Origin of the sequence: Acinetobacter sp. ANC 3781 (genome assembly GCF_004331285.1) — a bacterium.
Classification (GTDB): domain Bacteria; phylum Pseudomonadota; class Gammaproteobacteria; order Pseudomonadales; family Moraxellaceae; genus Acinetobacter.
Window position 1 is genome coordinate 147,074 of the sequence record NZ_SJOH01000005.1, and the last position, 14,134, is coordinate 161,207.

General features: G+C 40.5%; 12 protein-coding genes. 4 read left to right on the top strand and 8 right to left on the bottom strand.

Features of this window, described 5'->3' with window-relative positions; translation table 11 throughout:
• Window positions 1-149: 149 nt before the first annotated feature.
• Entirely contained in the window at window positions 150-1,037 is an 888-nt protein-coding gene (locus E0H89_RS05615; RefSeq protein WP_131215292.1) for a pirin family protein, read from the bottom strand.
• A gap of 307 nt (window positions 1,038-1,344) precedes the next feature.
• Between E0H89_RS05615 and ycaC the strand changes: the two genes are divergently transcribed.
• Window positions 1,345-1,971 (top strand): isochorismate family cysteine hydrolase YcaC, encoded by a 627-nt coding sequence (ycaC, locus tag E0H89_RS05620; protein ID WP_131215294.1) that lies wholly within the window; start codon window positions 1,345-1,347, stop codon window positions 1,969-1,971.
• Window positions 1,972-2,476: 505 nt separating this feature from the next.
• On the opposite strand, the gene ahpC is transcribed toward ycaC, so the two are convergent.
• The 4 genes from ahpC to E0H89_RS05640 form a co-directional block, all read right to left on the bottom strand.
• Window positions 2,477-3,040: an alkyl hydroperoxide reductase subunit C gene (gene ahpC, locus E0H89_RS05625; protein ID WP_131215297.1), complete on the bottom strand. Its 564-nt coding sequence runs from the start codon at window positions 3,038-3,040 to the stop codon at window positions 2,477-2,479.
• A 212-nt stretch (window positions 3,041-3,252) separates the two neighbouring features.
• On the bottom strand, window positions 3,253-3,858 hold the full coding sequence (gene ssb / locus E0H89_RS05630) for a single-stranded DNA-binding protein (protein WP_131215300.1): 606 nt from the start codon (window positions 3,856-3,858) through the stop codon (window positions 3,253-3,255).
• Window positions 3,859-3,909: 51 nt separating this feature from the next.
• Window positions 3,910-5,274, bottom strand: a complete 1,365-nt coding sequence (locus E0H89_RS05635) for an MFS transporter (RefSeq protein ID WP_131215303.1) — start codon at window positions 5,272-5,274, stop codon at window positions 3,910-3,912.
• A 148-nt stretch (window positions 5,275-5,422) separates the two neighbouring features.
• Complete coding sequence (locus tag E0H89_RS05640) at window positions 5,423-6,508, bottom strand: DUF475 domain-containing protein (RefSeq protein ID WP_131215306.1); 1,086 nt, start codon at window positions 6,506-6,508, stop codon at window positions 5,423-5,425.
• Between the two features lie 239 nt (window positions 6,509-6,747).
• Here E0H89_RS05640 and tenA point away from each other — a divergent pair, with 239 nt between their 5' ends.
• Window positions 6,748-7,419 (top strand): thiaminase II, encoded by a 672-nt coding sequence (gene tenA / locus E0H89_RS05645; protein WP_131215309.1) that lies wholly within the window; start codon window positions 6,748-6,750, stop codon window positions 7,417-7,419.
• Window positions 7,420-7,737: 318 nt separating this feature from the next.
• On the opposite strand, the gene E0H89_RS05650 is transcribed toward tenA, so the two are convergent.
• Together E0H89_RS05650 and E0H89_RS05655 are read right to left on the bottom strand one after the other, a co-directional pair.
• On the bottom strand, window positions 7,738-8,079 hold the full coding sequence (locus E0H89_RS05650; RefSeq protein WP_131215312.1) for a GlpM family protein: 342 nt from the start codon (window positions 8,077-8,079) through the stop codon (window positions 7,738-7,740).
• A gap of 64 nt (window positions 8,080-8,143) precedes the next feature.
• Complete coding sequence (locus E0H89_RS05655) at window positions 8,144-8,497, bottom strand: DUF1304 domain-containing protein (protein WP_131215314.1); 354 nt, start codon at window positions 8,495-8,497, stop codon at window positions 8,144-8,146.
• A gap of 258 nt (window positions 8,498-8,755) precedes the next feature.
• On the opposite strand from E0H89_RS05655, the gene uvrA reads away from it, so the two are divergent.
• Together uvrA and E0H89_RS05665 are read left to right on the top strand one after the other, a co-directional pair.
• Window positions 8,756-11,587 carry an excinuclease ABC subunit UvrA gene (gene uvrA / locus E0H89_RS05660; protein WP_131215317.1) on the top strand — a complete coding sequence of 944 codons (2,832 nt, stop codon included), beginning with the start codon at window positions 8,756-8,758 and terminating at the stop codon, window positions 11,585-11,587.
• Between the two features lie 379 nt (window positions 11,588-11,966).
• Complete coding sequence (locus E0H89_RS05665) at window positions 11,967-12,257, top strand: hypothetical protein (protein WP_131215320.1); 291 nt, start codon at window positions 11,967-11,969, stop codon at window positions 12,255-12,257.
• Between the two features lie 7 nt (window positions 12,258-12,264).
• Here E0H89_RS05665 and E0H89_RS05670 read toward each other — a convergent pair whose 3' ends face one another.
• A complete protein-coding gene (locus tag E0H89_RS05670; RefSeq protein WP_171459133.1) occupies window positions 12,265-13,968 on the bottom strand; it encodes a GGDEF domain-containing protein in 1,704 nt (567 codons plus the stop codon).
• Window positions 13,969-14,134 lie beyond the last annotated feature (166 nt).

Consider the following 14,134-nt stretch of genomic DNA (forward strand, 5'->3'; position numbering starts at 1 on the left):
ACCTCACCTAACAAATTGACCATCAGATCACACTTTTAACAACCCATAACTATGCAAATGCTGTAAAAACAAGAAAATTTATTTCGCAAAAAGCCCCTAAATATTTTAGGGGCTTCTTTATTTCTTATATGATCAAGGAATGGCCAAAATTAACTGGCAACCGGGATCTCACCAAACTTGCCGCTATTAAAATCATTAAAAGCTTGCACGATTTCATCCTTGGTATTCATTACGAAGGGACCATAGCCTTGAATGGGCTCATTCAAAGGTTGACCAGTTAGCACCAAAAATTTACTGTCTTTAATCGCCTGTAATTGAATATTGGCTTCACCATCTTGAGCAAACATGACAATGGAACTGTCTTGAACATGCTGCGTTCCGTTCAACTGCATTTCACCGGATAGCACCACAATCAATACATTGTGATCGACCGGTACATGAATGTGATGAATATGTTCTGCTTTTAATTCACCATCCCAGACATTTACAGGACTATAAGTAGAGGCAGGGCCGCTATGTTCTGTATCACCCTGTAGATAGCGCCCTGCAATCACGCGAATATGCCCGGCACTCTCGTCAAGTTCAATGACCGGAATCTCTTGTGCTTCAATAGCCTGATATTTAGGCGGGGTCATTTTATCTGCCGCAGGCAAATTCACCCAAAGCTGCACCATTTCAAAGAGTCCCCCATTTTTAGCGAATTCTTCAGAGTGAAACTCTTCATGCATCAAACCTGCACCTGCAGTCATCCACTGTACATCACCGGTTTTAATCTGACCGCCACCGCCTGCTGAATCTTTGTGAGTCACCCCGCCTTGATAAGCCAGCGTCACCGTTTCAAAACCACGATGCGGATGTGAACCCACGCCATGCTGCTGCGTAGTCGGGCTAAAATGATAGGGTGCTGCGTAATCCAAGAGCAAGAATGGACTAATCGCCTGACCTAAGCGGTCGTAGGAAAACAGGTTCTTAACTGGAAAACCATCTCCGACCCAATGCATGTTCTGGTTACGGTAAACACCAATAATTTTTTTCATTTCAAAGCTCCTATCACTAGGAAATAATATGGATTTATCTTAGAACTTTTAAAGTCACCAGCCTAGCGCATGAGCAATATACAGCGTCCCAGGAATGGGATAATTCTATTTTTTACACTCAAAAAGAATACAAAAAATAGATCATTTTTATCAATCTTCTGAGGCTACTCATCCTATGATGAGGCTTCCCCCTTTCACACACTTCACGTTTTTACTGTAGGTCATAATGAAAATATTCAGAAGCTGAGGTCAGCGTTTTATGCTCGGTCCATCAGCCTCCATAATGATTAAAAAGAGGACTACAAAAATGGGCAACCCCTATGTTCGTTTAGATAAAGATAATGCAGCAGTTTTACTGGTCGACCATCAAACTGGATTACTGTCATTGGTTCGTGATATCGATCCGGATAAATTCAAAAATAATGTTTTAGCATTAGCTGCCTTAGCTCAATATTTTAATCTTCCCACTATTTTAACCACCAGTTTTGAAAACGGGCCCAATGGGCCTCTGGTTCCGGAACTGAAAGAAATGTTTCCGGATGCGCCCTATATTGCACGTCCGGGTCAAATTAATGCTTGGGATAATGAAGATTTCGTCAAAGCAGTAAAAGCCACAGGTAAGAAACAGCTGATTATTGCTGGGGTGGTAACTGAAGTCTGTGTGGCTTTCCCTGCACTTTCTGCACTGGAAGAAGATTTTGAGGTATTCGTGATTACTGATGCTTCCGGTACATTCAATTCTTTAACCCGTGACTCGGCATGGAATCGTATGTCAAATGCAGGTGCGCAACTGATGACTTGGTTTGGTGCGGCATGTGAATTACATCGCGACTGGCGTAATGATGTGGAAGGTTTGGGCGCATTGTTCTCGAATCACATTCCTGATTATCGCAACCTAATTCACAGTTATAACCAACATAGCACTCAAAAATAAGATTTTTTCTTATAAATAAGCGATCTTCGGATCGCTTTTTATTTTGTTTTATAACCTCCTTCTTTTTATCTTTTTTCAGCCACAATAAAGAGTTCTTTACCCAGTTTAAGCATGATTTATACATTCATTTGATGATTAACTTCTTTGGTGGTGAAATATGGTGGATTTAGTGCAACAATTGATGCCAGCAATCTCATCAAATCAAATTTCAAACATAGTTCGCGGCATACAAAAATCATAATATTATTGGCATTTGAACAACCGTACGCATGATGAAGTCATTGATATTCCGCTGCAACCACGGATTAAAATTAATAATTTTGTCGGAGTTTCCATGCAGAAGATCAACATCTGGTGATGGAAAGACTGTTTGATTATCTGGTTGAAGGTTTAATAAATTTAGCCAAAGATCATTTAGGTTATGCGCTTTAAGTTAACAGATGGTGCATATAAAAAATCCAGGAGCTAAGTCCTGGATTTTTTGGGAGAGTATTTTAACTTGAGATTAAATTTTACCAATCAAGTCGATTGAAGGTGCAAGTGTGGCATCGCCTTCTTTCCATTTTGCCGGGCAAACTTCACCCGGGTGCGCATGTACATATTGCGCTGCTTTCACTTTACGTAGAAGCTCTTGAGCGTCACGACCAATACCACCGGCATTGATTTCAATAATCTGGATTCTACCTTCTGGGTCAACCACAAAAGTACCACGGTCTGCCAAACCTTCAGACTCAATTAAAACTTCAAAGTTTTTTGCCAAAGTCCAGGTTGGATCGCCGATCATTGGATACTGGATTTTCTTGATTTCCTCAGAACTGTCATGCCAAGCTTTATGAGTAAAGTGGGTATCTGTAGATACTGAATAAATCTCAACGCCCATTTTTTGGAATTCAGCATAGTTATCTGCCAAATCACCGAGTTCTGTTGGACAAACAAAAGTGAAGTCTGCAGGATAGAAGAACACCACTGACCATTTTCCGATCATGTCTTTTTCAGACACTTGAATGAATTCACCATTTTTATACGCTGTTGCATTGAATGGTTTTACTTCAGTATTAATTAAACTCATTAAATATTCCTCTAACTTACTTCTGGGATTGCTTATCTTGTGAAGCAAGAATACGAAAGTTTCTCAAATAGGTAAAACCGTACTTTTTTATAAAAACAATCGAATTATACGATCAATTATTCCTATTCATTTTATAAAAGTGATTGGTTTAGGCAATAAAAAAACCCTCTGCAATGAGAGGGCTTTGGAGATGACTTGCCGTTCTAATTCAATTAAAAAGGTAAATCGTCATCTAGATCAGCAGGTGCAGCGACAGGCGCAGCAGGTGCTGATTGCGGTGCTTTCGGCTGGAAAGCAGACGGATTATTGTTTGCATAACCGCCTTGCTGGTTGTTATTAAAACCACCACCTTGATTATTGCCATAACCGCCTTGGTTATTGCTATTGTTATTATTGTTGTTATAACCGCCGCCTTGGTTGTTGTTGAAACGTGGTTGATTATAACCCGCGTTGTCACCACCCGCAGTTTGTTCACCTTGCTGACGGTTACTATCTAACATTTGCATTTGTTCACCACGAATTTCTGTGGTGTAGCGTTCTTGACCACTTTGGTCTGTCCACTGACGCGTACGCAATGAACCTTCGATATAAACTTTTGAACCCTTACGTAGATATTGCTGTGCAATTTCACCTAAGCGGTTATGCAACACAATACGATGCCACTCAGTTTGCTCTTTACGCTCACCAGTATTTTTATCAGTCCACGAATCGCTAGTTGCAATTGAAAACTGAGTAAGAGAACCACCATTTGGAAAAGTTTTGGTTTCAGGATCTTTACCTAAAGTTCCGACTAAAATTACTTTATTAACACCACGCATCAGACGTACACTTCCTATTTATTTCTATATTTTACTTTATAAGAGTTATGCTTAAATGGCTATATCTTTACCTAACAACTGCGTTAAATCTTGTCGCGCAGCTTCATTTATAAGCTGCTTATCAATTTTAACATAAGCAAATTGCTGATCAGACATCACCACAACCTCTTCAATACCACGAATTGCCAAAAGTTGAGAAGTCCACTCATCCGTTTGTTTGGTCTCAGGTAAACGCAAAACCAAAGATGAAAGATAGCGCGGTTGAGCCAAGCCAAAACTGATTAGCAACCAGACAATGGCGATACCACTTAAGATACTCCAACCCAAGGCCGTATTATTGAGTAATAAGAGTTGACCACCAATCATACCGCCAAAAAATGCTCCTAAAAACTGACTGCTGGCATTCACACCCATCGCTGTGGCTTTAGACTGAATCGGTGCGGATTTAGAGAGCCACGAAGGCAACAGCGCTTCCATTACGTTAAAGGCAATAAAGAAGAACCCCAAACCTGCCAATAAAATATATTTGGATTCATAGCCAAAAATCAGTACCAGTAAACCCAGAATAATCCCGCCAATTGCAGTCAGGAAAATGCCGCGCATTTTACGATATTTTTCCGCCAAAATAATACTTGGAAAAGCAAAAAACAGGCTAATCACTAGTAAAGGCAAATACACCAGACCATGACTGGCCAATGGAATATCAGCAAACTGAATCAGTTGCGATGGCATATAAATAAACATCGCTGTCAGCAACAGATGCAGTGCAAACACGGAAACATGCAAGCGGTTTAAATCGCCCATTTTCAGCACCTGTTTCAGTTGTGCGAGATAACCTTGCTGATAATTTTTATGATGACGGGTGACTTTGGGAACCAGCAGTAACATGGAAATTGCCGCCAGGCCCATAATGGTGGTCACCCAAAATAGTCCGGAAATACCGACCAGACTCGTGAGCCAAGGTCCAAGACTAAACGCGAGCATAAAAGAGAACCCGATACTCATCCCCATAACCGCCATGGCTTTGCTGCGCTGTTCTTCACGGGTGACATCAGCTAACAAAGCCATGACGACCGCAGAAACCGCACCGCCGCCGGCAATCGCACGACCAATGATCACGCCATAAATGGTTTCAGACATCGCGGCAATTGCACCACCGAGTGCGAACAACAATAAGCCTAAAACGACCAAAGGCTTACGGCTAAAACGGTCAGCCAGCAAGCTAAATGGAATCTGTAAAATGGCTTGGGTTAAACCATATACGCCGACCGCCAGACCAATCAGCGCAGGCGTTGCGCCTTGATATGACTGTCCTGCTACAGAAAACACAGGAATAATCATGAACAAACCCAACATACGCAGTGCAAAAATACTGCTCAAGGCAAAGGTTGAACGGCGTTCTAAAGCATTCATCATATCAGTAAGCTTAGGTTTATAAGTTTAATTTCGATGGGCTATCCTACAACATTCATGTTCTGGATGCTGATTTATTCAAAGGGCAGCCCTCATAAAAAAGGGCGCATTTTCATGCGCCTCTATTGTAACCGTTTTTCTTAAAAAACCATTAACCGATCCGTTCTTGACGCTTGCTATATTGAATGGATGCAATGACTGCCCAGACAATAAACGCGACCCCAATCAAACCGGTCACGACTTCTGGTATATGTAACCCGGCACCACTCGCCAGCATAATGAATGCCAAAGCACCAATGGCATAATGCGCGCCATGCTCAAGGAAAACATAAGCATCTAGTGTGCCTTTTTCGACCAGGTAAATGGTCATTGAACGCACAAACATGGCACCAATCGCTAGACCCAGCATAATGATCACCACATCCGATGTAATCGCAAAAGCACCGATGACACCATCAAAGCTGAATGACGCATCAAGTACTTCAAGGTAAAGAAAACCACCAAAACCGGCTTTAATCACACCTGTAGATGCTCCACTGGCATCATGTGCCACAGCATTGCCCTGTTCATCAATTTCAGGTTCACCGCCTAACAAGTGGCTCAGGACTTGAACCCCAATGTAAATGACGATACCCCAGATCCCTGCCATGGTCACAGCTAAACGCGATGCTTCCGCTACATTGGCCGCCATGATCAGCAAGCCAACCAAAGCAATAAATACCGACATTGCCGGTACATTGGCAAGATTCGACAAACGTGCTTCAATCCATCTAAACCAGTGTGTATCTTTTTCACTATCCAGGAAGAAATTCAGAAATACCAGCAACAAGAATGAGCCACCAAATGCTGCAATTTCAGCATGATGTGCCATTAATTTCTCTGAATAAAGAATAGGATCATTGATCGCCATTTTCACGACTTCAAGCATGCCCATATCTGCAGTGACAGCCACTATCACAATCGGGAACACCAAACGCATGCCAAATACAGCAATAACAATGCCGACGGTCAAGAAAATCATTTTCCAGAAATGATCCCAACCGCGGAGTACCGAGGCATTCACCACAGCATTATCGAAAGAAAGTGACACTTCCATGACTGCTAGAATGGCAGTAATGGTGAGCGCCGTGAACATGGTCTTTAAACCTGCTTCTGGGCCATGGGTATAGCCCCAATATGCAGAAATAGCCAGACACACGATCGTAAAAATGATTGAGAAACCAAAATGTTTCATCATGATAGATCGACCTATGAACAAAGATGTATGGAGAGTAAATTCGGTAAAACTTAAAAACAGAAGCTTAAGATTTTATGCGCATAATTATGACGCCTTTTTGAGATTAATCCAAAATTCTTCGTATGATTTTTTTTTGAAGATAAAATCACGCTTTGGGCTGCCGGATATCTTCGTGTGAAAACTCTTGTTATAGTCCTGCCTTCTGTAAATTCTTCTTTTAATAGCGTTAGGATGATGAGATGAGCTTTTCTCAAGAGGTTTGGCAGCGAAATCTGGATTTATATCAAAAAACTTTAACCCTGCCATTTAATCAGGAACTTGCACAAGGTACGTTGAGCAAAGAGGTTTTTAGTCACTATGTGATTCAGGATGCGCATTATTTACTGGCATACGGGCGTGCGCTGGCAGTCTGTGCTGCGAAAGCTTTTGAAGCTGATGACGTGATTCAATTTGCAGAAGCTGCTCGCATTGCCATTGTGGTTGAACGCAGTCTGCATGATGGTTTCATGCAGGAATTTGATATCACCAAAAAAGAATTTGAATCCACTCCTTTGACCTTGGCTTGTCATCATTACACTTCATTTTTAACTGCGACAGCCTGGTCTGAAAGCTATCCGGTGGTGTTGGCTTCCTTACTTCCCTGTTTCTGGATTTATGCAGAAGTCGGTAAAGATATTGTCAAAAACTCTATAGAAAATAATCCGTACCAAGCTTGGGTCGACACCTATTCAGGCGAAGAATTTAATGAAGCAGTACGAAATGTGATTGCCACCATTGATAAAGTCGCAGCGCGCTGTGATGCCGATACGCTTGAGAAAATGCATCATGCCTATACCACAGCCGCTAAACTGGAATGGCTGTTCTGGGATAGTGCTTATGATCAGCGCCAATGGTTAGGTTTGGATGAATAGACTTCTTTCATAAGTCATTTTTCAATCCCTACAAATTCCTCATAAAACTAAAATAAAAGATAAATTTAGCAAGTATTTGATTCATGAGTGTGGCATGGATGCCACACGTTTCCCATTACGACAAGGATGTCGTGTATGGGGGAACAAAAGGTTTTTGTCTACTTTTGACCTTTCAAAAGTAGAGCTAATACCTACGCAAAGGTATAGAAATTAAATCAGTTAAATAAGGCAGTTCTGATTTTAAAAAATCTAATATTGAACATATTTTGATTTTCACAAGTTATCTAATTACTAGTCATAAAAATGCATTGTTTGTTTTTAATTCTGAAACATCTGCCAGCCATAAATCAGGCCGGCCGCAGCCACCATCCAGCATAGCGTCGCTATACCCAGACACGACCACATCGACATTTTGGTTGCCAATACATACACCAAAATCAAATAAATAAAATAGGGAATAAGCGACCATAAACCGAATAATGCGGTTTTACGCAACGCTTCTGCGCCCTGCTGTTGCGACACAATCACATGTGCAATTAGAGCAAAAGTCGGAAATAGTGGAACCAGCCCGGCAATATAAAAAGCTTTACTCTTGGAAAGGAGAGAAATAATTAAAACAACCGCTGCCCCTAAACTACATTTTAAAAATAAAGCCAGCATCCCTATCCATCCAAACAGATCAACTCATTCAATCACATAGTCTACGCTGCAAACTATCTTTCGCTTAAATGAAATTCACCACAATCAAGGCAATCAATGCCGGTACAGCCTGAATATAAATAATCTTTTTACTGGCAGTGATGCCACCATAAATCCCGGCAACCAAAACACAGGCTAAAAAGAAATTGGCCAGTGCGGTCGCATAAGTTTCAGGTGCAAACAGCGACCAGATTAATCCGGCTGCCAAGAAACCATTATACAAACCCTGATTTTGCGCTAGAACTTTGGTCAATTTTGCCTTTTCTGCATTATTGCCAAAAGCTTTCATACCCATGGGTTTATCCCACAGCAACATTTCAAGCACTAATATATAAACATGCAGTAATGCAATCAGTGCGATTAAAATTTTAGCCATCATGGTTTTAATTCCTTTTTTATTTTCATACTCTTGTACAGTGATTTTTCTTTTTTAGCACTCTCATATTTAACACGATTCACATTAAAAGTAACTTATTCAGACTTGTGAGTCTCACTAAAGCCCGCTACAGTCTTATAAAATTTAACTAAATTCATTCAGCCGACACATTATGTCGTTAAAAAACGATTTTATTCAGCTTGAACAAAATTAAATCGCTATCATATATAACCTTCAATTTGCACATTACCGAGATGTTTTATGAGCCAAAGTCATATCCGTATTCGAGGCGCACGTACCCATAACTTAAAAAATGTGTCACTCGATATTCCACGCGACAAGTTCGTGGTCATTACGGGACTCTCAGGCTCTGGTAAATCTTCCTTAGCATTTGACACCTTATATGCCGAAGGTCAACGCCGTTATGTGGAATCACTGTCTGCCTATGCACGTCAGTTCCTTTCGCAAATGGAAAAACCAGAAGTCGATTCTATTGAAGGTTTAAGCCCGGCAATTGCAATTGAACAGAAATCAACCAGTCACAATCCACGTTCAACTGTGGGAACAATCACCGAAATTTACGACTATTTACGTCTTTTATATGCCCGTGTCGGAACACCATATTGTCCTGAACATGATCTACCGATGGTGGCACAAACCATTTCAGAAATGGTGGATGCGGTTAAAGGTTTGGAGGAAGGCACCGCTTTAATGCTGCTTGCACCTGTGGTACGTGAGCGTAAAGGTGAATATACCCATCTGTTTGAACAACTGCAAAGTCAGGGTTTTGTCCGTGCGCGTGTAGATGGTGAAGTGATTGATATTGACACTCCACCTGAACTGGATAAAAAGAAAAAACATACCATTGAAGTAGTGGTCGACCGCTTTAAAGTGCGTGATGATTTGGGTAACCGCATTGCCGAATCTTTTGAAACTGCGCTGCGTTTAGGTGGCGACATCGCGATTTTATCGTGGATGAAAGATGAACAGGCAGATCGTGTATTTTCTGCCAAACATTCTTGCCCTGAATGCGACCGAGCTGTAGCCGAACTTGAACCGCGTTTATTCTCCTTCAACAATCCATTTGGTGCCTGCCCGGTCTGTGATGGTTTAGGTACACGCAGTCATTTCAGTGCTGAAAAACTGATTCCAAATAATGAAGTTTCAATTAGCCAAGGCGCGATTCGTGGTTGGGACAGACAACGTCCGTATTACTACAGCATGATTGAAAAAGTCGCAGCACATTTTGGCTTTTCTTTAGATACGCCTTGGAATGAACTGGATGCCGATACTAAAAAGAAATTCCTTTACGGCACCGGAAAAGACAAAGTTGATTTAAGTTATATTGATGAACGTGGCCGCAAACATAATCGGGTCATTCCTTTTGAAGGGATTTTGCCGCATCTGGAACGTCGCTACCGTGAAACTGAATCGAATTATGTTCGTGATGATTTGGCGCAGTATTTATCTAATGCTGCGTGTGATGCCTGTGATGGCTCGCGTCTGAATGAAATTTCACGTAACGTCCGGGTTAAAGACAAAACCATCGCACAGATTACCAAAATGTCGATTGGCGATGCTGAAGATTACTATCAAGATTTAAACCTTGAAGGCGCCAAAGGTGAAATTGCCGACAAGATTTTTAAAGAAATTCGTGAGCGTTTGCACTTCCTGGTTTCTGTCGGTTTGAACTACTTAAGTCTTTCGCGTTCTGCCGAAACATTATCGGGTGGTGAAGCACAGCGTATCCGTCTGGCTTCGCAAATTGGTGCAGGCTTGATGGGTGTGATGTATGTACTAGATGAACCTTCAATTGGTTTGCATCAGCGTGATAATGACCGTCTGCTGGAAACTCTGGTTCGTTTACGTGACCTAGGAAACACAGTTTTAGTCGTTGAACATGATGAAGATGCGATTCGTGCCGCTGACCACATTATTGATATTGGCCCAGGTGCGGGTGTGCATGGCGGACATATTATTGCCGAAGGGACGTATGAAGAAATTTTGGCGAATCCCCACTCGCTTACTGGACAGTATTTATCAGGTAAGTTAAAAATTGAAGTGCCGAAAGTCCGAACTCAACCGCCAAAACCGGAAGAAAAAATCAAGTTGATGGGTGCAGCAGGTCATAACTTGCAAAATGTTGATTTAACCATTCCTTTAGGCGTGATGACTTGTGTCACCGGTGTCTCGGGCTCAGGTAAATCGACCTTGATTAACCGTACCTTATTACCGCTTGCGGCAACGCAATTGAATGGTGCAACCACCTTAACGGCAGAAAAATTTGATTCGATTGATGGCTTACAGTTCCTTGATAAAGTCGTAGATATTGACCAAAGCCCGATTGGACGTACGCCACGTTCAAACCCTGCAACCTATACCGGTTTGTTCACCCCGATTCGTGAATTGTTCGCGCAAACACCTGAAGCCAAAGCACGCGGTTATGCTGCTGGTCGTTTTTCGTTTAACGTAAAAGGCGGACGCTGTGAAGCCTGCGAAGGCGACGGTATGATTAAAGTGGCGATGCATTTCTTACCGGATATGTATGTGCCTTGCGATGCCTGTCATGGTGACCGTTATAACCGTGAAACGTTAGAAGTTAGTTATAAAGGCAAAAACATTTCTGATGTTTTGGGCATGACTGTTGAAGATGCCATGCATTTCTTCGAAGCCATTCCAGTGATTCACCGTCGTTTAGAGACTTTGACTCATGTCGGTTTGGGTTATATCCGTTTAGGCCAGTCTGCGACCACCCTCTCAGGTGGTGAAGCACAACGTGTGAAATTGGCACGTGAATTGGCCAAGCGTGATACAGGTAAAACCTTATATATTTTGGATGAACCAACTACAGGCCTGCATTTCCATGATATTGCCAAGTTGCTCGATATTTTGCATCAGCTGCGCGATAAGGGTAATACCATTGTAGTGATTGAACATAATCTGGATGTGATTAAGACTGCCGATTGGGTGATTGACCTTGGTCCTGAAGGTGGTGCAGGTGGCGGTATGATTATTGCTGAAGGTACACCTGAAGACATGTCGAAATCTAAAGTTTCACATACAGCGAAGTTCTTGAAGCCGTTATTGAAATAATTTTCTTTTAGCTTAAATGCATGATAAAACGGTGATTCATTCACCGTTTTTTTATTTTCTGATATGACTAAAAAAATTAAAGATAATGAATCCGTAAAACCCTTAATCGATCTGACAAAAACTTTTAAAGGCAGTTTTGAAATAATAGATAGGCTGCCTTTTCTTTATACTCAATTTCCCAAGTTAAGGTCTTTTCGCGAACAGAACTAGCGGATATTCAAAGCGAATAAATGCTTGGACGAAACGCCCTATCTATGATTCTGAATATTGGCAAAAACAAACTATCGAAACTTTAGAAAAAAGCAGCCCTGAATATAATTTATTCGAGTTTTTACATGCGTGGAAAAATAAACGATGGGGGAAATTAGCTCCCAAATTATTGCATACAATTGGCAACCATCTAGGAAAAGAAATATTAGATATTAAAATCGATTATTCAAAATTTGAACTTATAGATTTTTATATAAAGGAATCCAAAGATATAAATCCATCAACAACTAAAATTAAAACACAGATATCCTATTTAACAAATGGTATTAATTTTTCAAAAGAAGCCTACGTATCTTTAAACTATGCAAATCAAGGTTCAGGTTTTCCAGAATTGAGAGGTGAAGAATGCGGTTCTTGGTATCTCATGCAACTATCTTTAAGAACAATACTTTTTGACTGAAATTAACTCACCCCACTACTTTATTTTTGCCATTTTCTTTGGCCTGAAATAAAGACTTGTCGGCTTTTTCCAATAATGCCATCCACGATGCTGCACCAACCGCCACACCTGCACTTACCGAAATCTGAATATTTTGATTGATCTCGGCAATATACAGTTCGGAACTGCCAATTTCTTCAAGAATTTTATTCGCAATGCTCCAAGCATCCTTAAAATCAACCTGCTCGATTAATACCAAAAACTCATCACCGCCATAACGTACAATTAAATTTGAAGTACACACACAAAATTGTAATTTTTCCGCAACCAGCCGAATAACTTCGTCACCAATAATATGTCCAAACGTATCATTTACCTGTTTAAAATCGTCAATATCGAAAATAATTAAACCAGTTTGAGTAAATTTTTCAGATTTTTTTTCCACATATTTAATATATTCATCCAAAGCCAAACGGTTGGATACACCGGTTAAAGTATCGGTATTGGCAATGTTTCTGAGCTGAAATTCTAAAGCATCTCGTTGCTCTAGCACGTGTTTTAACTTTTTAATTGCATCGAGCAAAGTGATCGGATCAGTAGGTGAATCTTCATACTCATGATCTGTAATTTTATGCTGTGCCAAACGAAGAATGCTATTTTTGGCTTTAAGCAAAGGTTTAAACACCCCATTTCGCGCATAGATCATGGTAAAGCATACTGTAACCAGACAAATTACCGCAACCAATAACGTTAGGATAAATTGTTGCTGTGCTTGATTTTTTTGGTTTTGAGCAATGCTGACACTGTAATCCAAAATATAGGTTTGCAAATTTACCACGGTTAAGAATTTATCAACCATTACTTCTGTCAATTGCGTATCAGTCAATGAATATGCTTGATTGTGCATGCTTTCATTAATTAAACGCGTAATGATTGGAATACCTTGATCTAAAAACTGCGCCTTTACTTGTTGATGCAAAGCTAAATATTCTGGAGTTTTAGCTTGTTCAGGTTGTAGGGTATTGACCAAGTCCCATAAATAATAGGCTTGATGTTGAGTCTGTAATGATCGAGCTAGATTATCCGCAGATATTTTTTCTGCAAAAGTAATGGATGCGATAATATTTGAGGCAATTCGCCCTGCCTGATCGCGTAAATCTGCCAGAATTAAAATCAGGGTGTAGTATTCAGAAACAGCTGTACTTTCAGCTTCAGATTGTATTAATACATTTTTTAAAATGTCATGACAGCTATCCCAAGCCGTGAACATTTGCTTAATCGCATTATCAAGCTGTTTTGAAGTTCGTTCAGATTGAGGCAAAGCAGCATAAGCATCTATAGCTTGACGACCTTGATGTAAAGTCACTTTTAAATTGGAAAATAAGCCGCGCACCTGAGCAGAAAAGCCCGCTGCTTCTAAAATCTGCAGGGTTCGCTCAATCTGTAAATCAACTTCTTTTCGATGCGCATGCAATTCTTTTAAATTTTCCGCTAATTCATCAGCGTTACTCGACATCACCTTATTGGCAGGTGCTCTCTCACGTGAAACTTTATTGGATAAATCTGCAACTGCACGTAGTGCAGAAATTTCAATTAAGGCACGATCTGCCTTTTGATAACTCTGATAACTACTGACAATTAAGGGAACAGAAAGAAAAAGTAATGAAAGGATAATGATGATCATCGACAAAAAAAGTCGCTGACTAATATGCTTCGAACGTAATTTATACATAATTTCAGTACGCTCCACACAGAAACAGCTGGCTAGTCATCATCAGGTTGTGTTTACAATACAATCGTATATATTACATTATTTTAATATTTAATGACAAAATTTAACCAATTTTAGTAAATTTATACCTTTTATCAGTCTCTTATAATATTTTGTGATAAGAGAT